Source organism: Corynebacterium sp. MC3 (assembly GCF_900099485.1).
Classification (GTDB): Bacteria; Actinomycetota; Actinomycetes; order Mycobacteriales; family Mycobacteriaceae; genus Corynebacterium; species Corynebacterium pseudogenitalium.
The window spans coordinates 200,733-221,380 of sequence record NZ_LT622813.1; the positions used below are offsets into that span (position 1 = coordinate 200,733).

Consider the following 20,648-nt stretch of genomic DNA (forward strand, 5'->3'; position numbering starts at 1 on the left):
ACCTTCACCTTTCACCAAGCAGTACTCAAGTCGGCGTGCTGGCGTATCCACGCGTGCATCGCGATGCCCGCGGCAACGCCCGCGTTAATCGAGCGCGTCGAGCCGAACTGTGCAATCGAGCACGTCATCGACGCCTCGCGCTGCGTCTCGTCCGTAATGCCGGGGCCTTCCTGCCCGAACACTAACACGCAGCGCTGCGGAAGTTCCGCCGTTTCGAGCGGCACGCAGCCGGGCGTGTTATCGATCGCCACAATCGGCAGGTCGTGCTCCTTGGCCCACTGCGCGAAATCCTCGATCGTCGCGTGGTGGCGGATGTGCTGGTAGCGGTCCGTCACCATCGCGCCGCGCCGGTTCCAGCGCCGCCGCCCAATAATGTGGACCTCCTCGGCCAGAAACGCGTTCGCGGTGCGCACCACGGTGCCGATGTTGGCGTCGTTTTCAAAGTTCTCAATCGCGACGTGGAACGGGTGGCGCCTTTTGTCCAGCTCCTCGCGGATCGCCTCGAGCGACCAGTAGCGGTAGGCGTCCACTACGTTGCGACGATCCCCCTCCTCCAAAAACTGCGGATCCAGGCGGGGGTCATCCGGCCACGGGCCCTCCCACGGGCCTACGCCGTGGCGGCCCTCATTCCACTCCGTCGGTCCTTTGGCCTGCTCAGCCTGCTCAGTTGAGTCCAAGGTCCTCGAGCCCCAGCAGGAATCGGTAGTCCAGGCCGGCCTCGTGCAAGGCGTCGGCGGCGCCAGTCGCGCGGTCCACCACGGTGGCCACCGCGACGACCTCAGCGCCCTCGGCGCATTCTAGCCGGGTGCTAGCTTGATCACTCCAGACGCGGCCAACCCCCTGTCTCTTATTCACATGTAGATGTGTCGGCGCGCACGGCCTCCACCGCGGTCAGCGGGGAGTTGCCCGTCGTGGTGGTGTCCTCCACCACAAGGACCTTCTTGCCAACAATCGACGGCCCCTCAATCCGGCGCTGCATGCCGTGCTTCTTCGCTTCCTTGCGCACCACGAACGCGTCGATCGGGCGGCCGTCAGCGTGCATCACGGCTGTGGCCACCGGGTCCGCGCCCAGCGTCAGGCCACCGACCGCGTCGAACTCCAAGTCTGCCGTCATCTCACGCAGCAGCTTGCCGATCAGCGGCGCCGCCTCATGGTGCAACGTCGCACGACGCAGATCCACGTAGTAGTCCGCCTCCTTCCCGGAGGAAAGCGTGACCTTGCCGTGCACCACGGCCAGTTCCTTGACCAGCTCTGCGAGGCGTGCTTTATCGTTCATGATCGGTTGGCTCCTTCTCGGTGTCCGGGGTGTCTGACGTGTCGTTGAAAATTGTGGAGGGCTGCTGCTCGCGGCGCACTCTGGTCAAATCATAGAGCTGCGCGCCGTCATCGGCAGGTGAACCGTCCGCGATCGGCGCCACAGAATCCGCACCGACCTCGTGGTCCTCCAACTCGCCGAATCCGCCGCCCGTCACGCGGGTCGGCAGCTCAAGTGGTTCCTCCGGGCGCTGCACCTGCGGGGTCTCCGGCTCAGGTGCCTCCTCGGCACCGAGCACCGGCGCAAGCGCCGCCGCCTCGCGCGGTGGCAGCGTGCGTGCCGCGTCCGCCAGCAACGCCAGCGTTATACACAGCTAGAGGTGGATAGGAGACAGGGCGGTGGCAGCGTGCGTGCCGCGTCCGCCAGCAACGCCAGCGGCGCGAACGTGTCCTCCCAGTCCTGCGGCGTCGAACCGCGTTCCAGCTGGGCCAACACCCAGTCTTGTTCGCACCACACCGCGCACACACTTTCGGGCATCTCGCGCAGGGCGGTGCGCACGCGCACGTCGATGAAGCGCAGGACGGGACCGGGCTCGTTCGTGAATAGCTCGAAGCCCTCGACGGTTTCCACCAGCACCAAATCCGCCGAGGAATCCGCCTGGAACTGCGGACGGCGCATATCCACCACGATGTCGCTGACCTCACCCGTTGCGACGGCCACCACCGTCACACCGCCAAGGTCCACCACGCGGACATCATGGCCGTAGACCTGGCCCGCCACGACATCGCGTGGCTCCGCACCGGACGCCGCCGCACCCCGGTGCCACTCGTCGACCAGGTACTCATCCACCTTGGAGAAGCGGAAGCCGTGCTGTTCCGCCCACAGGCGGCGCTCCCGGCGCGACGCGCCCGGCAGCTGCAGGCCCGACATGCGGTGCGGGCGCTTCGGGGCAGGCTCGGGCGCCGGTGCAGGTTCGGGCTCCGGCTCCGGTACCGGCTCCGGCTCCAGTTGGGGCTCTGGCTCCGGGGCAGGCTCGGGCTCTGGTTCCGGCTCTTCTTCCACCTCGAGCGCAGGCTCCTGCTCGGCCTCAGGCTCCACGTCCGGCTCAGCCTCAGGCGAGGGCTCGGCTGGTGGCGGAGGGGGCGTCGATAAGGAGGGAGACGCAGGTGCAAACCACAACCAGACAGCCGCGACCACGAGCAGCGCGGCCAGCCCAAACAACACGTAAGCAATCATCGAAGATTGATACTACAGTGCCGTGGCGACCTTATTCCCCAACCGTGCACTCCACTGCGACCAGCCACCCACATAATGCGTGGCCACCGGCAGGCCCGCGTGCTCCATCGCCGCGATAAGCAGCGCGGAGTGGTTGCCCGAACCCGAGTACGTAATCATCTTCGCCGGGTCCGTATTCTGCGTCACTCCCAGGCTTGCGAAGCGGTCGCGGATGTAGTCCGTCTCCTTGACCTTCCTCGTTTCCTTGCAGAACAGGTCCGCCGCCGGCAGGTTCAGCGCAGACGGGATGTGGCCCGCCTTCAAGTCCAGTACTTCTCGACGCCCAGCAAAGCGCTTCTCATCACGCGCATCAATCAGGATGCCCTCGAACTGCTGTACGTCCTCCAGCGTCGCCACCGGAAGCTTGCTGCCCTCCAGTTCCAGGTCGCGCGGCACAACCACGTTGCCTGGGCCGGCGATGGTCTTGAGGCCCTCGGCCTCCCACTCGCGGAAGCCGCCGTCGATAATGTGGACGTGCTCCAGGCCAGCCCAGCGCATGATCCACCACGCGCGGGCGGCGAAGACGCCGGAGCCCTGGTCGTAGATGAAGATCGGGCGGTTCGCCTCGACGCCCCACTCCTCGAGCGCCTCATCGATCACGGCGAGTGACGGCAGCGGGTTGCGGCCCTCGCGGCGGCCCGGCATGCCCACGAGGTGGCCCTCCAGGTCACCGTAGACGGCAGTCGGGATGTGCTCGGACTGGAACTTCTGCCAGGCCTTGCCTGCCTCCGGCTCCCAAGAAACATCGAGCACCGTCTGCTTCTTGCCGGACTTAATACGTTCGTACAGCTCCTGCGGAGAAATAAAAACAGTCATACATAACACCATACGCGTATGGCTCACGCTGTATAGCCAGGTGCGAGCTGGATCACTCCAGACGCGGCCAAACCCTCCAGCCATTCATCAATCCCGGCCTTCGGACAATCCGCCCCTATCGACGCCGCCAACATCCCACCCGGGCCCATCTCCACCCGGCAACCAAACGCCAACAACGTCTCCGCCAGCGAAAACGGCGACTCCCCCTGCGGCAAAATCCGCACCGTGGACGCACCCCCGCGCACCACGACCTTATTCACGTGGAACATGCCGCCAACACGCACACACTCCACGATGTCCCCCACCGCCAACGACACATCCACAAACGGCACCGATGCAATGACGAAGTGGCCGCCGCCAAGCTGGTGAGCCTCAAGTTGCTCGTTCTCCACGCCTGGCACGGCCACCCGTGTGTAAATCGTCGTCGTTGGTTGCATGGACAGCAGTGTAGCCCGAACGCTACTTCGCTGCCGACACCGCCAACTCCTCGCCGCCTTCCGCGACATCAACCTGCACCACGTCACCGTCGCGGATCGCACCGGCCAGCAGCTCCTTCGCCAACCGGTCACCGATCGCCTGCTGGATCACGCGACGCAACGGGCGCGCACCATATGCAGGGTCGTAACCGCGGTCTGCGAGCCAGGCCTTCGCGGCGTCGGAGACGCGGAGCTGGAGGCGTCGAGAAGCAAGGCGATCGGCGAGCGTGCCCAGCTGAATATCGACGATGCCCACCAGCTGCTCCTTCGTCAGCGGCTCGAACACCACCACATCATCGAGGCGGTTGATGAACTCCGGCTTGAAGTGCGACTTCACCGCGTTCATAATCTGCTCGCGGTCGCCGCCCGCACCCAAGTTCGACGTCAGGATGATCACCGTGTTGCGGAAATCCACCGTGCGACCCTGGCCGTCGGTGAGGCGACCCTCGTCGAGGACCTGCAGTAACACGTCGAATACATCCTGGTGCGCTTTCTCAACCTCGTCGAACAGCACCAGCGAGTACGGGCGACGACGCACAGCCTCAGTCAGCTGACCGCCAGCGTCATAGCCGACGTACCCCGGAGGGGCACCGACCAAACGCGCGACCGAATGCTTCTCACCGTACTCCGACATATCGATGCGCACCATCGCCGCCTCATCATCGAAAAGGAACTCCGACAGCGCCTTCGCAAGCTCCGTCTTACCCACGCCAGTCGGGCCCAAGAACAGGAAGGAACCAATCGGACGATTCGGATCCGCAACGCCCGCACGCGAACGCCGCACCGCATCGGACACAGCCACGACAGCTTCCTTCTGACCCACAACGCGGCCAGCCAGGATTGCCTCCATGTCCAGCAGCTTCTCGGTCTCCCCCTGCATCATCTTGCCCGCAGGGATACCCGTCCACGCCGACACAACCTCAGCAATCACCTCAGGAGAAACCTCCTCCGTGAGCATCGTCCTTGACGACGCCCCCGCCGCCTCCTCAGCGTCCTTGACCTGCTGCTCCAGCTCCGGAATGCGGCCGTAGCGCAGCTCCGAGACCTTCGCGTAATCGCCCTCGCGCTCCGCGATCTCGGACTCGTTGCGCAGGTGCTCCAGCTCCTCCTTCGCAGCCTGCACCTTATCGATCTCCGCCTTCTCATTCGACCAACGTGCCTTCAGCTCACCAAGCTTCTCTCGTTGATCCGCCAACTCCTGGCGCAAATCCGTCAGACGCTCCTTCGACGCCTCGTCGGACTCCTTCTGCAGCGCGATCTCCTCGATCTCAAGCCTGCGAACGATACGCTCCAGCTCATCAATCTCCTGCGGCGAAGAATCAATCTCCATCCGCAGCCGCGAGCCCGCCTCATCGACCAGGTCAATCGCCTTATCCGGCAAGAACCGGTTCGTGATGTAGCGGTTGGACAGCTCCGCAGCCGCCACCAACGCCGAATCCTGGATCCGAACGCCGTGATGCACCTCGTAGCGCTCCTTCAGGCCGCGCAGGATACCGATCGTGTCCTCCACGGTCGGCTCGCCCACGTACACCTGCTGGAAACGACGCTCCAGCGCCGCATCCTTCTCGATGAACTGGCGGTACTCATCCAATGTCGTCGCACCAACCAGCCGCAGCTCGCCGCGCGCCAACATCGGCTTAATCATGTTGCCTGCATCCATCGCGCCCTCGCCCGTGGCGCCAGCGCCGACGATGGTGTGGAGCTCGTCAATAAACGTGATGATCTGCCCGTCGGACTCCTTAATCTCGTCCAACACCGCCTTCAGGCGCTCCTCGAATTCGCCACGGTACTTCGCGCCCGCAACCATCGACCCGAGGTCCAGGGAGATCAGCGTCTTGCCCTTCAGCGACTCTGGGACGTCGCCCGCCACGATGCGCCTTGCAAGGCCCTCGACGATCGCCGTCTTACCGACGCCCGGCTCACCAATCAACACCGGATTATTCTTCGTACGACGGGAAAGCACCTGCACCACGCGTCGAATCTCCGAATCGCGACCAATGACCGGGTCAATCTTGCCCTCGCGCGCACGCGCCGTCAGGTCCGTCGAATACTTCTCCAGCGCCTGGAACTGATCCTCCGGCGACTCAGTGGTGACCTTCTTATTGCCGCGAACCGACTGGAACGCCGCCTTAATCGCCTCAAACGTGGCGCCGCGCTTCTTCAGCAGCTCCGCCGCGTCATCATTCCCGCGCGCGATACCCGCCAGCAGCACCTCAGTAGAGACGAACTCGTCGCCGAGTTCGCCCGCCAACTCCTGCGCCGCGTTCAGCGCGTTCAGGCCGTCGCGGTTAAAGTTCGGATTCGCCATATTCTGGCCCTCCGCCTTCGGGTAGGAATCGACCAGCTCAGCCGCCTCCTTCGCGACCGTCTGCGGATCCACACCCGTCGCCTGCAACACCGGCGCCGCAATCCCATCCTCCTGCTTCAGGATCGCCTCAAGTAAATGCGCCGGGCGAATATCCGGGTTGCCCTTCGCCGACGCCTGCTGCAGCGCCTGCTGCAACGCCTCCTGCGTTTTCGTAGTTGGGTTAAACGAAGACATGTCCGTTTCCTTTCTCTTTGCGTTTTATTTTGTTGTTCACTCTCCCTAACGCACGAGAAGTTGAGTCTGTTCCACTCAAGGTTGAATTTGTTGTATTTTCGGGGGTGGCGCTGACTTTGAAGCTCCGCAAATCGCTTGGAAACGCACTGGAAGCGCACGTCAAAACGCAAATGGTAGTAACAGGATTGTAGTAATCCCCGAAATCGGGGCTGCGGATGTTTTGTTGGAGTGCATCACGAGGGACTTTGTCTCGTAGTTATGCACTCAGTGCCTGTCTATGCTCAGCGATGGTCGTATAACCATCACCAAGTGTCGACTTCAACCTTGTATGGATATAGAAGTCAATGTAGGACTCAATATACTCGCGCATCTGCGCAACTGTCATCTGCGACGTATGCGCCCTGCCTTTGAGTAGTTCTTGTTTCATCGTGCCGAAGAACCCTTCTGTGCGCGCGTTATCACCACTGGTGCCCTTCCTGGATAGTGACGGGATGTAGCGCCACCTGGCCCGACACCACTTGCCTTCCTGACACTTCGGACAGTCCAGGCGGTTATGCGTGTGATCGGTAATCAACTTCACCCACTTAGTGCTGCGGTAGAGTCCACCCCGGTCAGAATGGATAATTGGCTGCACCCCGTCAGGTTTTACCGCATCAATACGCGCGATCATGTCTGCGACCAGATCATGATTCGGTGATGTCGACATGGTCACCGCAATGGGCATTCCGTCATAGAAGTCAATAGCGGCAGACAGATAGAGTTTGCCGTCTGGGCAGTGGATTTCTGTGACATCGGTACCGATTTTTTCCCACGGTGTATCAGCATGAAAATCATGGATTAATCCCTTGGCATCAGCGTGGGTGCGAAAGTGCTCAGATAGCTCGATGACTTCAGGCGTTGGCTGCTGTGCGGTGTCGTGACATGCACACGCAGTGGTGCGGGGTTTGACCAACAGGAGGTTTGCTGGACTGTGGGCGGTCTCACCGGTGTAGGACGAGTACTTCGTTGACTGCTTCGCCGGTGGCCTGCATGCAAGTTCACCCATTAACTCACGCACGATCTTTTCCGATACCCGATGTCCTCGAGCTTTCAGCCAGGCATGGATACGCCGATACCCATAGCTTTGATTCGACTCGGCAACTGCTTGCAGGATCATCGGTTTGTACTGCTCACGACGCGCACTACGCCGGGCCAGCACACGCTGATGCTTGCCCTGGTGGTGATAAAACGTTGACTCGGCAATACCAACAAGCTGACACGCTTTCTTGATAGAGACACCGCGGGCGTCCGTGATGGCAACAACGACGGCGGCCTTCGCCGCTGTCGTGAGTACACCGTCACGGACGGTGACTTTTCCCTGCGTCTCACCACCCATGAGTACTTCAATAATCGCGTCTTTGACTGCTTGGCGGTCACGTTCATCAGCCAGCATCTTTTTCAACACTTCCGGATCATCCGGCAAAGCATCCAAGTCAGGTATTGGGCCAGGCCCGGGCAACCACTCATCAACCGGGCGTGGCGGTGTCGCAGTGTTGCGGTTGATGGTGGTTCGTTGGTGTTTGCGGGCTCGTTTGGTTTTGCGGTTATAACTCACGCGTTTCATTGTGGCTTGATATGCCGCATCGAACGTCATCGACGCTGCGTCGTTGCGTTCTTCTTCGTCAGGCCATAATTCACGCGTCCACCTGCCTACCGAGTGAAATGACACCTGGAACTCCGCCGCGATCCGGCGCAGTGACTTCGTGGAGGTCAGTCTGCGCGCGACGGCTTTGGCGATCGCCTCCGCGGTTGGGGGACCATCAGATCGGATGTAGCCGTTGCGTCTGTCAGTAATCCAGTTTTTCACCGAGCCTGCTGCGGGGCGTCGGCCGGTAACGTGTGCTACCCAGTCGCAGACCTCGGGGGTGGTCATGCCTTCGAAGTACTTGTCGACCGCGGACTCGCGGACGGTGTCGGGGAACTTTGCGGGCATCGGAATACCTTCCAGCCCTCAACACTCCAACGAAATGTCCGCGCTCCCATCGGCCCAAAAAAGCGGATTACTACATTCCTGTTACTACCATCTAGGAAAATTCCGGCCCTATTCCTGGGCAGTCACGGACCCTGAGCCGTGTTTCTTGGCGGGCACCCACTTCAGCGCGAACGCCACGACCACCACCGCAACGGCGATCAGGAACGACACCCAGCCGAACGCGGTGGTGAACCCGGCGATGATGGCGATTGGGGCGAGGATGGTCATACCGATCTCGAAGGGGGCGAAGCCGACGTAGGCCACACCGTATTCGTTGAGAGTGCCGGACTTCAGTTTGGGGTCGACCATTTTGAGCAGGGCGATACCGGTCGCGACGGCGGCGGTTGCCCAGCCCCAGCCGAAGATGCCGCGCTCGAGCCAGTTTTCGCCGAAGAAGAGCGGGCCGGCCCAGGCCATCCATACGACGCAGAAGACGGTGCCGAGCACGAACATGATGAGCAGGGCCTGCCAGTACCCGGCGAGTGCTGCGGGGACGATGGAGGCGATGCCGAAGGCGATCATGAAGTCGGTGGCGGCGCCGGAGACGGTGGAGATGGTTTCGCGATCGAGGTAGTTGGGTCGCTTGAAGGCGACGAGCAGACCGCGGCCGATGAGGCCGATGACGAAGGCCATGGCGAACAGTGGGATGGAGACGTTGCTCCACATGCTCTTGATCCAGGTGTTGACGGTGTAGGCGATCAGCACGGTGATGAGGATGAATCCGGCGTGGAGTGCCAGCGGTTCGATGGAGGATGGGTTTGTGGTTGCGCGTCCGATGGAGGGGCGCTCGGACTCAGCGGCGATGTAGCCGGTGCGCAGGTCTTCGGGGAGGGTGCCACGGAGTTCGGTTGCCTTGCCTTTCCGGATACCCCAGTTTGCAACGATGACGCCACCAACGATAGCGACGAGGGTTCCCACGGTGGCGGAGGTGAATCCGATGGAGGACGCTTCGGCGATGCCAATGTCCTCAAGCGCGGAGCCGACGGCGGCGGCGGTGCCGAAGCCGCCGACGAAGCCAACCGGCAGCATCATGCCGAACCATGGTTCGGTGCCGAAGAATGGCGCGAAGAAGTACAGCCCCAGGAGAATGAAGATGCCCCACTGGCCCATGAACATGGCCGTCGAGTAGCCCCACATGTTGCGGGCGCCTGAAGCGACGGAGCCGCCGAGGTTCATGGAGTAGGCCATGGAGGCGAACACGACGGCGATGAGCAGCGTTGTATAGGTGCCGACCTGGTCGGACCAATGAATCACGCCGAGGACCTCTTGCCCGAGGATGAGCCCGAGCAGCCCGGCGGTGATCGGTGCCGGCAGGAGCAGCGCCTGTAACACTTTCAGTCGGTTTCGGAGCACGTTTCCGATGATGAGCAGGATGGAGATCCATCCGATATCCGTCAGAAGTGTGTACGGCGTGTAGTCCACTGCGGCACCTTTCTCTCTCTTTGTTTCCCCGCTCACACTAGTCCACCTCACCGAGGCTGAGAAACAGTACCCTGGCCCTATGACAAAGTTTGCCCCCGTTGCTGATGGCCCAAATTCGGCCGCATTGCAGGTGCTCGCGCAGCCAAATTCGGAGGTGCGCGCCACGCTGTTTGAGCGGATTGTGGAGCAGTATCCGCAGGCAGCGATGGTCTTTCCGGAAGGTGCCACGGAGGTGCCCCAGGTGCTTCTCGACGCCACTTCGTTCACCCTCGCCTCCTCTCAGGAGTCCGAGGCAGCGGGGGCAGCAATCCCTGAGGCAACCCTTACCCCGCTTCGCGAGTGGGCGTTGGATCTGCGGCGCACTGGGTTTCCGGCGTCGGAGTTTCCGGCGGTGGCGGAGATCGTTGGTGGGGTTGTGGGCGTCGATACGCAGGTGTTGGTGCGTGCGGCGCGGGAGATGGAGCGGGTGTCGCGGGAGGCTGACGAGGCCGGGGTGGCTGCGGCGTCGGTGGCGCAGGTGACGCAGGTTTCGCAGGATGGTTCGGCGTGGATCGTGCGGGCGGAGGCGTCCGCGGCGGTCGGATATGCAGCGGGGCAGGCGCTGCCGGTGATGCGCGCGGGCAACCAGGGCGTGTGGTGGGCGTTGGCCCCGGCGGTGCCGCCGAACCGGTTCGGGCAGCTGGAGTTCCACCTCGACGGGCCGGATGTACAGGTCGGCGACTACCTGACGCTAGGGGCCGCGCGAGGACCGGCGGTGCGGGCGAACCGACCAAAGATGCTGCTCGTGGCCGTGGGGACGGGTTGGGCGGCGGCGAAGTCGGTGGTGTTCGGGCTCATCGAGGAACGCATCCGCCCCGAGGTGCACCTGGTGCTGTGCGGGGACGACGCAGACGATTTTTACGACGCCCGCACCATCAACTCGCTTGCCGATTCTCAAGTTTGGCTGCAGGTGACGCGCGTCGCACCGACCGCGGGCGAGTTCGGGGAGAGCGCCGCGAAGGCGATTTGGGTCCCGGGGCCGGCGTTCGTGTCGGCGCCGGGCACGTGGTGGGACCACCAGATCGTGCTGTGCGGCACGGGTGCTGAGGTCGCGGAGTACCGCGAGTCCCTGGAAGCCGCCGGAACTCGCGGGGTGCTTACATGCGAGACTGACGCAACGGTCCAGTTTCCGAAAGCCTAATCAGGGGGACGTCCTCCTGTACGGCGGCGACGTGCGAGATGTCGATGTCGGCGTCGAGAAGCTCGGGGCCGTAGCCGGCCTCCACGATCCTGCGTCCGTCCGGTGCCACGAGCGTGGAGAAGCCGATGCCGGTCGGGCCGGACTTCTCGCCGGCCTCGGTCTCGTGGTTCGGACGGGACTGCCCGGCCGCCGCGATGAACGCGCCGGAGTCGAGGGCGCGGGCGCGCGTCAATAAGCGCCACTCCTCGAGCTTGCCTGGGCCGTCCGCCCAGCTCGTGGGCACCACGATGACGTGCGCACCCATCGCCGCCAGCTCCTTGAACTGCTCCGGGAAGCGGATGTCGAAGCAGGTGGCCACGCCGATGGTGGCGTCGCCGTGCCGGAACGTGAGCAGGGTGTCGCCGGCTTTGACGGTGCGGGATTCGTGGTAGCTGTGGGCGTCGTAAAGGTGCACCTTGTCATAGGTGAGGATGCGTGGGGTGTCGCTGTGGCCGTCGAGGATGAGGGTGGTGTTGTAGACGCGGTTGATGCTGCCGACGGTGTCCGCCGGGCGGAACGAACCCGCGACGATGGTCACGCCCAGCTCCTTGGCCAGCGAAAACAGCCCCTGTGTGAACGGTCCGTCGGTGTCCTCGGCCTGGTAGTCGAGGCGACCCGCCCCGAACGCGTGCGAGGCCGCCTCCGGCAGCACGATGAGCGTCGCGCCCCGGCGCGCGGCCTCCCTGACCTGGGGTTCTATGCGCGAAAGGTTGCGCATTTTATCAGGTCCGCTGGTGAATTGTGCCAATGCGATACGCATGTGGATAACTTTAGCGAATCTGAAATTTTATCCACAGGGTTTCAGGGTTTTTCCTTGCCCTGCTTCGGCGGGTTTTCGAGGATGGGGGCATGCATCTCTCAACGACTATCCCGTCCCTCGCCCGCACCCACCGCGTCGCCCGCACGTCGCTCCCCCGCGCTGAGCTGCGCGACAGCGCCAGCGCGGCCGCGTCGCGCTCGCTGGAGGATCGCGCCCAATCACTTTTCGACGCCTCCACCACCGCCCTCAACACGCACTTAGAATCCATCGCCTCATTTGCGGACGACTGCATCCACTGCGACACCCGCCTCGCGGAGGCGTTGCGCCATGTCTGACGCCTACCGCCCTGCTCTAGACGCCGGGCAGCTGATGGTCGCCGCGGGTGTGCTGGACAGTGCCGTGACCGAGTTCCGCGCGCGATCGCAGGCGTGCCACGTTGCCAGGTCAGACCTGGTGGGGGTCGGTTTTGGCGGGTCCGCACCGACTGCTGCCCTGCAGCGCCTCCAGCGTGTCGACGCCACCTTCGCCCACCCTGCCGACGACCTCACCCAGGCCGCCAAGGTGCTGCGCCGCTACGCCACTTGGCAGGCGCGCCTCGACGCGATGGCCCGATCCCTGCGCGGCAGCCCCGTCTACGCGCTGGCGGTGCAGGTGCTGAACGGGGTCTCGCGGACCTTCGACACGCTGTGCGCCGCCGAGCTCGAGGCCCTGTGCAAGGCGCACGAGCGGGAGCTGGAGGCGGCGCGCGGGCACGTGCCGCTCATCGCGCGCCACGGCGTAGAGCTTGGCCAGATACACCGGACAAACCTGGCCGCGCTCGACCCGGCGCGCCGCGAGCTCGTTGAGTCCGCGGGCGCGACCGTACTCGAAGCCGGGCCCGTGTCGGCGACACTGGCGGTCGGTGACGTGGTGGACCCGGCGCGTGTGATCACCATGGTCGCGGGCGTATCCACCGGCCGACCTGAGGGCCTGGGCGGTGAACTTGCCCGGGCGCAGTTCCTCGCCGAGCGCACCGGCGCCACAGTGATCCTCTGGCAGGGCTACGACCCGCCACCCAACGTGGTCAACGGGCTGGACCCCGGCCCGGCGCGCCGCGGCGCCGACGACCTCTCCGCCTTCCAACTCGCGCTCACCGACCGCTTCCCCAACGCCCACCGGGTGGTCCTCGCCCACAGTTATGGCACGCGTGTGGCCACCGAGGCCGCCGTCCACCACGGCCTGCTTACCGACCAGCTCTGGCTCGTCGGCAGCGCCGGCGTCGCCGGTAGCCACGTGAGCGACCTACGACTGGCAGGGCCGGACTCGCGGGTGGTCGCCGTGGATTCTCCCGACGATCCGATCCTGTGGACCAGGTCCGGTCCGCAGGCGGTGCTGGGGGCGTCGCCAACTGATCCCGCCTACGGCGCGCGCGTCCTACCTGGGGTGACGGGCGGTCATAGCGCCTACTTCACAGACGAGGCCTTTGTGTCAGATCTCACACAATCTTTCGAGTTCCAGGAGGAACAAAGGTAACATGATAAGCGGTTAATTTATTCTTCAAATAAAAGGAGATTTTAGGAATGGCTCAGAACTTCGCCTCGGCATTCGTTGCCAAGCTGAAGGAGCTCGGCGTCAAGCGCATCTACGGCCTCGTCGGTGACTCCCTCAACCCGCTTTCCGACGCCGTCCGCACCCAAGGCATCGAATGGGTCCACGTGCGCAACGAGGAAGCCGCCGCATTCGCCGCCGGCTCCGACGCACTCGCAACCGACGAACTCGCAGTGTGCGGCGCATCCTGCGGCCCAGGCAACACCCACTTCGTCCAAGGACTCTTCGAGGCGCACCGCAACGGCGCAAAGGTCCTCGCGATCGCCTCGCACATCCCGTCCTTCCACATCGGTTCGTCCTTCTTCCAGGAAACCCACCCAGAAATGCTCTTCCAGGAGTGCTCTTCCTACTGCGAGATGGCAAACTCCGCCGACCAGGGCATGCGCGTCGTCCACAACGCCATCCAGAACACCATGTCGGGCAACGGCGTATCGGTCGTCGTCGTCCCAGGTGACGTCTTCGCACAGGAAGTCACCGCCGACGCCCCAACCCTGTCCGGCAACTACGCTACCGGCGGCAACAAGCGCGTCTACCCAGACCCAGCCGAAGCCGCCCGCCTGGTCGAAGCCATCAACGAGGCAGACACCGTCACACTCTTCTGCGGCTACGGCGCCAAGGACGCCCGCGACGAAGTCTTCGCACTTGCCGAAAAGATCAAGGCACCAGTCGGCCACTCCTTCCGCGGCAAGATGTACATCGAGTACGACAACCCATACGACGTCGGCATGTCCGGCCTCCTCGGCTATGGCGCCTGCCACGAAGCCTCCGACAAGGCAGACCTCTTCATCATGGTCGGCACCGACTTCCCATACACCGACTGGCTGCCCAGCAAGAACGTCGCCCAGATCGACATCGACGGCGCCCACATCGGCCGCCGCACCAAGGTGCACTACCCTGTCATCGGCGACGTCAAGAGCGTCATCGAGAACATCCTCCCGCACATCGAGGAGAAGAAGGACCGCTCCTTCCTGGACGCAATGCTGAAGCGTCACGCTGAGCTGCTGGAGTCGGTCGTCGGCAAGTACACGACGGAAGCCCGCGAAGCCCGCACCCCAATCCACCCAGAGCTCGCCGCCTCCGTCCTCGACGAACTCGCCGACGAAGACGCCTACTTCACCGTCGACACCGGCATGTGCAACGTGTGGTCCTCCCGCTACCTCACCCCCAACGGCAAGCGCGACGAATCCGCATCCTTCCTGCACGGCACCATGGCCAACGCCCTCCCGCAGGCCATCGGCGTCCAAGCCGCATTCCCCGACCGCCAGGTCATCTCCTGGTCCGGCGACGGCGGCCTCGGCATGCTGCTCGGCGAACTGCTCACCGTCAAGCTGCACAACCTGCCAGTGAAGACCATCGTGTTCAATAACTCCTCACTCGGCATGGTCAAACTCGAAATGCTCGTCCAAGGCTTCCCCGAGCACGAAACCGACCACGACGGCGTCAACTACGCCAACATCGCCGAAGGCGTCGGCATCAAGTCCTTCCGCATCGAAGACCCCGCCGACCTGCGCCCGAAGCTCAAGGAGGCCCTCGCCTACGACGGCCCCGTCCTCGTCGACATCGTCACCGACCCGGACGCCCTGTCCATGCCACCAAACATCACCTGGGACATGATGAAGGGCTTCACCGCCGCCGCAACCAAAACCGTCCTCGACGGTGGCGTCGGCCGCATGATCGACCTGGCACGCTCCAACCTCCGCCACATCGGCGGCGCAGCGTCGATCACGTTCAAGTAATGATGCGCTAGGTTTTGCGGCTTTGTGGCCTCGGGCTTTTGTCCGGGGCCACTTTGCGTTTTGGGGGTTTGTGGCCTCGCCCGCGTCGACCAGCACTTGCGTTTCCCCAGGTCGCGTCGCCTGTCCACGAAGAACGTTCCCCCAACCCTTGTATCTTCGCACCAGATTCCGGGTTTTCAGCGAGCGGATTTACAAAAACCCAGGTCGGACAAACCCGATGTAGGAATTTGGTGCACACCCTCCCCTGCCTGGCGCCCTCAAACCATTCAAAGCGTGGGCTTTAAAGCGTGCGATGCAGGTCGCGCTTTCTCACCAAACCGGGCCGATTTTCGACGACCAGCATCGCACTCCTTAAACACCTCGACACGAGCACTGCAAGCAAAATCCCGCAGCCCGACCGAACTCCAACGCCACTCGGCCACGAGGTGCACAAGCACTTACACCGCATAGTCGTAGATCTCGCCGAATGCAGAAGCCCGATGAGATTTATCAAAGCGGGACCAACCCAATCGTGGGATTCGGCTCCAAATACAAAACCATGCTCGGCCTTCTCGGTAACGTGGTAAAACTCGAGCGGGCAATCATCTGCGAACACCAGGCCAATGGGATCGCGAAAGCCAGCTCCCCGACGGCGAACAGGTGACTCAGGCGCGCGAGTGGGGTAAGTGAGAGGTCTGCACCAGCGACCTATATGTTGTCAGGATTCCCATGTCTGCTTCTGCGGATTCCATACCCCGGCCACGATTGACGCACTAAGAAGCGGGTTTAAGCACCCTCCGACGACGCCAAGTGCGGTTGCAAGATCGTGATACTCCATAGGGAAATCAGCTGCTTGCCGCGCCTGCTTCGGACAGGCCTGGGACCACTGCGGACCAGGACTAATCATCTCCTTTGGAAGATCAAGACCGCGGTGGGTGGCTTCCTTTGTCATGAGTGTTTGCAAGAGCTTCGCATCGATGGATTGGCTGGTCACAATCCGGACCAAGTCGATGAGATCGTGGTACCGCGTTGATGGTTCTGCCCCGTGCAATTCGTAACAGGCGCATAGTTTGTCGGCAGCAACGTTTTCAACTGGAACCATTCGGATAACTGCACCGGATGGAAGCCCCTCGTACTCAATGACTGGATTGATCGTCACAGAGTCAATCGGGGCGTCGAGATGCTGCTGCGTAGATATATCCACGCTGAAGGATACGACCTGCTGCGCCCCGATCCTGAGAATGACTTTGAATGATCCTCTGGTCCGGTCCATCGGGTCCTGATTATCCCTTGCCGGCTCTTGTAACTCGAAAGTGAAATCGGGATCTGTCGGGCCAGGCTCATCAACTAGCACCTGCAGCTCTCGGAGCGCTTCTGCAGGAGGGACTTGCTCCCGGCGCGCTAAGTCGATGTCGCGACTGCGTCGACCAGACCCGATCCGTAAGAGAAGGCTCGTCCCTCCTTTGAGGACCCACACACAGTCATCATGAGCAAATAATCGGGTCAGGAACATATCGAAAGCGAACTGGTGTTGGATATTCTCCACTGTCACTGACTGTCGGCGGGCTTCGTTACGAAGCTTCGCCAAGAGTTGCGTCCGCTTGCGAACAATACGGCTGACTGGTGATACCGCACTCATGATTCACCACCATCAGCAGAGTCTGACGCAGGGTGATGTTTCTTAAACAAAGCATTCACTGGAGCCTGGATCGCTTCCAACGTGGCGAGATCTAGTTTCCAGTCTTTCGAACGGAGGGTTTGCTGCGACGCGCCCTGCATCAACGTCGCTTCCTGCCCAGGGGTCGTATGCTTTCTCGATAACAACTCATCCGACAGTTGGCGCATCAGTGCTGACGCTACTGCTTCTCCAACGTCCTCCATCATGTTGGCCCAACCATCAGGGGTCGATTTCCTACTGTAGGCCCTAGCTTCTGTTGCGCTGTCATGCTCAGGGAAGCGTCGCAAAGATTCCGCCACCATCTCATCGCCCGAGCTACTGCCGTAGGAACCAGCATAGGGATCAACTACCCGCGCAACCTCCGAGGGGCTAAGACGCCGTTCGTGAATTCCGTCCGCAATTACGTGGTAAAGCTGGTCCCCATCAAGGCGATCTTTCGCCAGGTCGCGGATCGTACGCGCCACGGTCGTCACTGGAAGGCCACGAACTATCATCCAGTCCTCATCCTGAAGATCAGCAGTGCGATGAGACATGTCAGTCGCGGATGATTGCTTCCGTTTCGAGGACGTAAAAGTATGCGTTGCCGGGGTGATATCACCCAATTCAAGCACGCTGACAGCCGAGACATGGGAGACAACGATCGGGTTTTCTGCATGGAGACGTTCCTCAGCGAGAATCCCCGGCCTGGTCGACAACCATGCCGCCCGGATCTCCGTCAGTGAATCTTCCGCCACACTAGAAAGGATGTACACACCTCGACGGATACGACGTATGTAATCCCCCTGCGCCAATCGTGTCATCGTCGTGGTATCAATCCCCTCCCTTGCCGCTTGGGCAGAGGTAACCAAACCATGTTGCAGATAGGAATACGCTGCCAAGATAGGCTGAGCTTCAGAAAGCTTCATGTAGCAAACATATCAAATACAACACTAGGAAGCTATGTTTACTACAGCATTGATGTAGTAAACATAACATTTACGGACATTCAGCGATATGAAGACCAGACCCTCTCCATCCCAGGCTTGCGCTACACATTCATCAGATCAAGCACTTCAACAACCCCTCAGTGTCCTCACTTCTTGAGCACGACGCCCCCACGAGGCGACCCGCCTATCCACGACTCAACTGGGACTGCCAATCAATCAGCATCCTTGAAATAGTTCCCGCGCCCGGGAACCATTTGGCGTTTCAGGCCTGTTCCCGTCGACCAGCACTTGCGTTTCCCCAGGTCGCGTCATCTGTCTACGAAGAAAGTTCCCACGACCACTGCTTCTTCGCACCAGATTCCGGGTTTCCGGCGAGCGCGTTTGCAAAACCCAGGTCGCACAAACCCGATGTAGGAATTTGGTGCGCACCCTCCCCTGCCTGGCGTCCTCAAACCACTCAAAGCGTGGGCTTCAAAGCGTGCGATGCAGGTCGCGCTTTCTCACCCAACCGGGCCGATTTTCGACGACCAGCGTCGCACTCCCTAAACACCTCGACACGAACGCAGCGAGGGCAAAACACAGCACGCACCAGCCCCCAAGAACCCCCTAACAAACGAAAACAGCCCCCGCCAAGCATCAAAGCAAGGCGGAAGCTGTCCAACCTTACCGCGCCCGGCGCCGCGACCTGGCGGAGGACGGCTCCCACGTCACCAGCGCGGTCGAGCGGGGAACGTGGACGAGTTCCCCGCCGCGCGGGCGTGACTCCAGGCGTTGGCGCAGTTGCGCGTTTTCTTCGCGTTTGGCCGCCAGTTCTTCTTGGAGCTCGTCGATGTGTTCGGTGAGCTCGATGATGGTTTTGATGCCGGCCAGGTTGACGCCGTCTTCCTGGGAGAGCTGTTGGATCCGGCGCAGCATGGAGATGTCGCGTCGGGAGTAGCGGCGCCCGCCGCCGCTGGTCCGCATCGGCGTGACCAGGCCGATGCGGTCGTAGGTGCGCAGGGTTTGGGCGTGCATGCCGGTGAGTTCGGCGGCGACGGAGATGACGTAGTACTCCTCAGCCATGGTTATGCACCTCCTGCCCACCCGGCGCGCGGGTCGAAGCCGGAGTCGCGTTCGGCTTGTTGGTAGGCGCGCAGTGTGCTGGTGGCGGCTGCGTCCAGGTCCTTGGGCACTGCGACTTCGACAGTGACCAGCAGGTCGCCGGCATTGCCGGATTTGCGTGGCACACCGCGTCCCTTGACGCGCAGGGTGCGCCCGTTGGGGGTGCCGGCGGGGACCTTCACGCGGACGTGTTTGTCCAGGGTGGGCACGGTGATGGTGCCGCCGAGGGCGAGTTCGCTGAAGGAGACGGGGACGGTGACTTCGAGGTCGTCGCCGGTGCGGGTGAATACTTTGTCTGGGCGGACGTGGACGGTGACGAAGAGGTCGCCGGCTGGTTTGCCGTTAGGTCCCGCTTCGCCTTGTCCAGCGAGGCGGACTTTTTGGCCGTCGACGACGCCGGCGGGGATGCGCACCGTGATGGTGCGGGAGCGCCGGACGGTGCCGGTGCCGTGGCACGCGGTGCACGGGTCCTTGATCACGTCGCCGGTGCCACCGCAGTTGGTGCAGGGGCGGGCCATGCCGAATGCGCCGGAGTTCTCGCGGACGTAGCCGGAGCCGTGGCACTGTTCGCACTGGGTGACGTGGCCGGATTTGGATCCGGAGCCGTGGCATGTGGTGCATGGGGCGTCGCCGGTGAGTTCGACGGGGAAGGTGGTGCCTTTGGCGGCTTCGCGGAAGTCGAGGGTTATTTCCGTCTCGACGTCCGCCCCCCGCGACGGCCGAGCGTTCCTGCCAGCAGCGCCGCCGCGGTTAAAGAGGCCACCGAAGAGATCACCAAGGCCGCCTTCTCCAGCTTGTCCAGCACCCCCGGCTCCTCCGAAGATGTCGGAGAGGTCGGAGAAGTTGAAGTCGCTCTGCCCCGTTTGGCGAAACCCTCCCGGAAAGCCGGGACCTCCTGCCCCTCCGAATCGGCCGCCGAAGCCGCCGGAGCTCATCATCGCTTTGAACTGGTCGTATTCTTTGCGTTTTTCTTCGTCGCCGACGACGTCGTACGCTTCTGCCACCTTCTTAAACTTCTCCTCGGCGGCTTTGTTGCCGGGGTTGGAGTCGGGGTGGTTTTCGCGTGCGAGCTTACGGTATGCCTTCTTAATGTCAGCTGTGGACGCGTCTTTGGAGACGCCGAGGTCGCCGTAGTAGTCCTTGTTGGCCCACTCTTGTTGCATAGCCATCTCGCACCCTCCTTTCTCGGATGAATTTTGTTATTTCAAGTACAAAACCGGGGCGTGAAGGCCGCTTTTCGCGCACCTCACGCCCCGGCCCTGGGTTTTGTTGTTACTCGTTGTCTTCAGCAGGCTCTTTCGCAGGGTCGGCGATGATGACCATTGCGTTTCGCACGAGTCGGTCGCCTACGCGGTAGCCCTTGCGCAGTACGGTGCCGATGACTTTGTCGTCGCCGGAGGACAGGTCTTGGACTGCCTCGTGGGTTTCGGGGTCAAAGGCGTCGCCTTCTGCGCCGAAGGCTTGGACGCGTTGCGCGGTGGCCACGCCGCGGAGTTTGTCGGCGAAGGCTTTCAGTGGGCCTTCGTTCAAGTCTCCGTGTTGTTCGGCGAGGTCGAGGTCGTCGAGTAGCGGGAGCAGTTCGGTAGCGAAGGCTGCTTTCGCGTGCTCGGCGATGGCCGCGCGTTCCCGCTCTGTGCGGCGCCGGTAGTTTGCGTACTCGGCGCTCACACGTTGCAGGTCTTCGGTCCGTTCAGCAAGCTGCTTTTCGACGTCATCCTGCTCGCCCTCATCCGTTTCCGGTGCAGCGTCGGCGTCGACCTCAGCCTCGGCTTCGGCAGCCTCTGCGGCTACGGCCTCAGCTTCTTCGATCAGGTCTTCAACCTGCTCCGGTTCCGGAGTGTTCGGGTTCGTCATGGTGACCTCCT

The 20,648-nt window shown here is 62.5% G+C and carries 19 protein-coding genes and 1 pseudogene; 5 read left to right on the top strand and 15 right to left on the bottom strand.

The window, feature by feature from the left end:
- Positions 1–11: 11 nt before the first annotated feature.
- The 9 genes and pseudogenes from BQ4436_RS04135 to BQ4436_RS04170 form a co-directional block, all read right to left on the bottom strand.
- Positions 12–677: a TrmH family RNA methyltransferase gene (locus BQ4436_RS04135; RefSeq protein WP_070975598.1), complete on the bottom strand. Its 666-nt coding sequence runs from the start codon at positions 675–677 to the stop codon at positions 12–14.
- Positions 664–1,276, bottom strand: a pseudogene (locus BQ4436_RS04140) (orotate phosphoribosyltransferase). The gene BQ4436_RS04135 and the pseudogene BQ4436_RS04140 overlap by 14 nt, the downstream one beginning before the upstream one ends.
- Entirely contained in the window at positions 1,266–1,610 is a 345-nt protein-coding gene (locus BQ4436_RS12475; protein ID WP_143000806.1) for a hypothetical protein, read from the bottom strand. The pseudogene BQ4436_RS04140 and the gene BQ4436_RS12475 overlap by 11 nt, the downstream one beginning before the upstream one ends.
- An 8-nt stretch (positions 1,611–1,618) precedes the next feature.
- Positions 1,619–2,491 carry a type III secretion system chaperone family protein gene (locus BQ4436_RS12190; protein ID WP_255366116.1) on the bottom strand — a complete coding sequence of 291 codons (873 nt, stop codon included), beginning with the start codon at positions 2,489–2,491 and terminating at the stop codon, positions 1,619–1,621.
- Between the two features lie 12 nt (positions 2,492–2,503).
- Positions 2,504–3,346 (bottom strand): sulfurtransferase, encoded by an 843-nt coding sequence (locus tag BQ4436_RS04150; protein WP_070975599.1) that lies wholly within the window; start codon positions 3,344–3,346, stop codon positions 2,504–2,506.
- Positions 3,347–3,369: 23 nt separating this feature from the next.
- Entirely contained in the window at positions 3,370–3,783 is a 414-nt protein-coding gene (locus BQ4436_RS04155; RefSeq protein WP_070361821.1) for a DUF4265 domain-containing protein, read from the bottom strand.
- Positions 3,784–3,805: 22 nt separating this feature from the next.
- A complete protein-coding gene (clpB, locus tag BQ4436_RS04160) occupies positions 3,806–6,364 on the bottom strand; it encodes an ATP-dependent chaperone ClpB (protein WP_070975600.1) in 2,559 nt (852 codons plus the stop codon).
- Positions 6,365–6,620: 256 nt separating this feature from the next.
- Entirely contained in the window at positions 6,621–8,336 is a 1,716-nt protein-coding gene (locus tag BQ4436_RS04165; protein WP_070975207.1) for an IS3 family transposase, read from the bottom strand.
- A 108-nt stretch (positions 8,337–8,444) separates the two neighbouring features.
- Positions 8,445–9,797, bottom strand: coding sequence for a sodium/glutamate symporter (locus tag BQ4436_RS04170; RefSeq protein WP_070975601.1), 1,353 nt, complete (start codon positions 9,795–9,797; stop codon positions 8,445–8,447).
- Between the two features lie 79 nt (positions 9,798–9,876).
- Here BQ4436_RS04170 and BQ4436_RS04175 point away from each other — a divergent pair, with 79 nt between their 5' ends.
- Positions 9,877–10,977: a ferredoxin reductase domain-containing protein gene (locus BQ4436_RS04175; protein WP_070975602.1), complete on the top strand. Its 1,101-nt coding sequence runs from the start codon at positions 9,877–9,879 to the stop codon at positions 10,975–10,977.
- Here the strand turns inward: BQ4436_RS04175 and BQ4436_RS04180 are convergent.
- Positions 10,934–11,776, bottom strand: a complete 843-nt coding sequence (locus BQ4436_RS04180) for a carbon-nitrogen hydrolase family protein (RefSeq protein ID WP_070975603.1) — start codon at positions 11,774–11,776, stop codon at positions 10,934–10,936. The genes BQ4436_RS04175 and BQ4436_RS04180 overlap by 44 nt on opposite strands.
- An 89-nt stretch (positions 11,777–11,865) precedes the next feature.
- On the opposite strand from BQ4436_RS04180, the gene BQ4436_RS04185 reads away from it, so the two are divergent.
- From BQ4436_RS04185 to BQ4436_RS12195, 4 genes are all read left to right on the top strand, one after another.
- The gene (locus BQ4436_RS04185; protein WP_070975604.1) at positions 11,866–12,111 is read left to right on the top strand and encodes a hypothetical protein; all 246 of its coding nucleotides are present in this window, start codon (positions 11,866–11,868) and stop codon (positions 12,109–12,111) included.
- Complete coding sequence (locus BQ4436_RS04190) at positions 12,104–13,288, top strand: alpha/beta hydrolase (protein WP_070479586.1); 1,185 nt, start codon at positions 12,104–12,106, stop codon at positions 13,286–13,288. Before BQ4436_RS04185 ends, BQ4436_RS04190 begins: the two co-directional genes overlap by 8 nt.
- A 47-nt stretch (positions 13,289–13,335) precedes the next feature.
- On the top strand, positions 13,336–15,099 hold the full coding sequence (locus BQ4436_RS04195; RefSeq protein ID WP_070361814.1) for a pyruvate dehydrogenase: 1,764 nt from the start codon (positions 13,336–13,338) through the stop codon (positions 15,097–15,099).
- A gap of 466 nt (positions 15,100–15,565) precedes the next feature.
- Positions 15,566–15,742: a hypothetical protein gene (locus tag BQ4436_RS12195; RefSeq protein ID WP_176754807.1), complete on the top strand. Its 177-nt coding sequence runs from the start codon at positions 15,566–15,568 to the stop codon at positions 15,740–15,742.
- A gap of 54 nt (positions 15,743–15,796) precedes the next feature.
- Here BQ4436_RS12195 and BQ4436_RS04200 read toward each other — a convergent pair whose 3' ends face one another.
- From BQ4436_RS04200 to grpE, 5 genes are all read right to left on the bottom strand, one after another.
- A complete protein-coding gene (locus BQ4436_RS04200; RefSeq protein ID WP_083329425.1) occupies positions 15,797–16,717 on the bottom strand; it encodes a nucleotidyl transferase AbiEii/AbiGii toxin family protein in 921 nt (306 codons plus the stop codon).
- Positions 16,714–17,661, bottom strand: a complete 948-nt coding sequence (locus BQ4436_RS04205; RefSeq protein ID WP_070975606.1) for a type IV toxin-antitoxin system AbiEi family antitoxin domain-containing protein — start codon at positions 17,659–17,661, stop codon at positions 16,714–16,716. The genes BQ4436_RS04200 and BQ4436_RS04205 overlap by 4 nt, the downstream gene beginning before the upstream one ends.
- 684 nt (positions 17,662–18,345) lie before the next feature.
- On the bottom strand, positions 18,346–18,744 hold the full coding sequence (locus tag BQ4436_RS04210) for a heat shock protein transcriptional repressor HspR (RefSeq protein WP_070361811.1): 399 nt from the start codon (positions 18,742–18,744) through the stop codon (positions 18,346–18,348).
- A gap of 2 nt (positions 18,745–18,746) precedes the next feature.
- Positions 18,747–19,952 carry a molecular chaperone DnaJ gene (gene dnaJ, locus BQ4436_RS04215; protein ID WP_070975607.1) on the bottom strand — a complete coding sequence of 402 codons (1,206 nt, stop codon included), beginning with the start codon at positions 19,950–19,952 and terminating at the stop codon, positions 18,747–18,749.
- 103 nt (positions 19,953–20,055) lie between these two features.
- Positions 20,056–20,637 (bottom strand): nucleotide exchange factor GrpE, encoded by a 582-nt coding sequence (grpE, locus tag BQ4436_RS04220; RefSeq protein WP_070361809.1) that lies wholly within the window; start codon positions 20,635–20,637, stop codon positions 20,056–20,058.
- Between the last annotated feature and the right edge of the window lie 11 nt (positions 20,638–20,648).